Genomic DNA, 1874 nt, shown 5'->3' with positions numbered 1-1874 from the left:
GCACTCCAACACCACCGCGGCCGGAACCACGTCACCGAGATCCGCCCAGGCAACCGCGGCGACTTCACCCTCGGACACCGAGATCGGTGTCCAGCTGACATCGAACACAGCGGTGCGGGCAATGGGTGTACCAGTGGTGAGCTGCGCGGGATCGATCGGCCGGGACGCCAAATGCCGCACCGTCGCCACCGCAGCACCGGTCGAGTCCGCCAGATCCAGAGCAACACCATGCTCACCGACACGAGTGAGCCGAACGCGCAACGCGTCGGCCCCGGCCGCATGCACCGTGACCCCGGACCACTCGAACGGCAACGCGAGTCCGGTTCCCTCCACCGAGGTGTCATCGGCAAAACGCAAGGCATGCAAGGCGGCGTCGAGCAATGCGGGATGCACTCCGAAACGCTCCGCCTCGGTTCGGGCCTGCTCGGGCAATTCGACCTCGGCGTAGATACCGTCGGATCCCCGCCACACCGACCGCAGCGCCTGGAACACCGGACCATAGTGATAGCCCTGCGCATCAAGGGAATCGTAAACACCATCGATGTCCACGGCGACCGCACCGACGGGCGGCCACTGCACCAGATCCACAGCCACGCTGTCGAATCCGGACGCGAGCACGCCTTCGGCGTTCAACGTCCACGACCGCGCCGACACCGTATCGACGTCATCATCGGGCCGAGAGAAGATCCGCACACCGCGACGGCCGGTCTCGTCCTCGGCGTCGACAACAACGCGCACCGCAACCCCCGTCGACTCCGACAGTGCCAGCGGGGCTCGCAGGACCAACTCCTCGAGGGTCGAGCAGCCGACCTGTTCTCCGGCGTGCAGGGCAAGCTCGACCAAACCGGTACCAGGGAACAGCACGGTGTCCATGACCCGGTGATCGGCCAGCCAGGGATGCGTCCGCAGCGACAACCTGCCACTGACGGCGACCACATCGGAATCCGGTTGTGATACGACCGCCGAGGCCAGGGAGTGTCCGGTAGCCACGAAACCCATCGATCGAGCGTCACCACTACCGGCGGCCCCTTCGGCCATCCAATAGCGACGACGTTGGAAGGCGTAGGTGGGTAAGTCGATTCGCTCAGCTCCGGTACCGGCATAGAAACCGGACCAGTCCACCTCGGCGCCGGAGACGAACAACTCGGCCAGCCCGCCCAACACCGTGGACACATCGGTCTGGTTTCGACGCGCCAGCGCCACAACCGTAGCTGCCGCGCCCGCCTGCGTGTCATCCACGGTCTGGGCGGTCATCGGGGTGAGCACGGCGTCGGGCCCGACCTCGGCGAACCGGGTCACGCCCATACCCGTCATAGTGGTGACCGCGTCGGCGAACCGGACGGTGTCCCGGACCTGACCGACCCAATACGCCGGATCCGACATCTCGTGCTCGACCCTGGCACCGGTCACCGTCGATACCAACGCGATGCTCGGACGGGCGAACGCCAAACCCTGTACCACCGTGGCGAATTCGGTGAGCATCGGCTCCATCAACGCCGAATGGAAAGCGTGTGAGACCCGCAACCGATGCGTGCGCCAACCACGCTCGGCACACCGATCAGCGACAGCGACGACATCGTCTTCGACACCGGACAACACCACCGAAGCCGGACCGTTGACCGCCGCGATCGACACCTGCACCGCACCGTCCAGCAACGCCAGCACCTCGGCGACCTCGGCTTCCGAGGCACCCACAGCGACCATCGCGCCACCGGAAGGCAGCGCCTGCATCAACCGGCCGCGCGCGGCCACCAACACACACGCATCCGCCAACGACAACACTCCGGCTACATGGGCGGCAGCAACCTCACCAATCGAATGACCCGCCACCACATCCGCACGCACACCCCACGATTCCAGCAACCGGAACAACG

The 1874-nt window shown here is 66.1% G+C and carries 1 protein-coding gene; it reads right to left on the bottom strand.

All coding sequences use genetic code 11. The features are described 5' to 3' along the window. A partial coding sequence (locus ACWEO2_RS44230) for an acyltransferase domain-containing protein (protein ID WP_452410866.1) occupies positions 1 to 1874 on the bottom strand: 1874 nt, incomplete at both ends.

Source organism: Nocardia sp. NPDC004278 (assembly GCF_053602975.1).
Note: the sequence above shows the minus strand (reverse complement) of the source record. Positions and strands in the feature narration are given on the sequence as shown.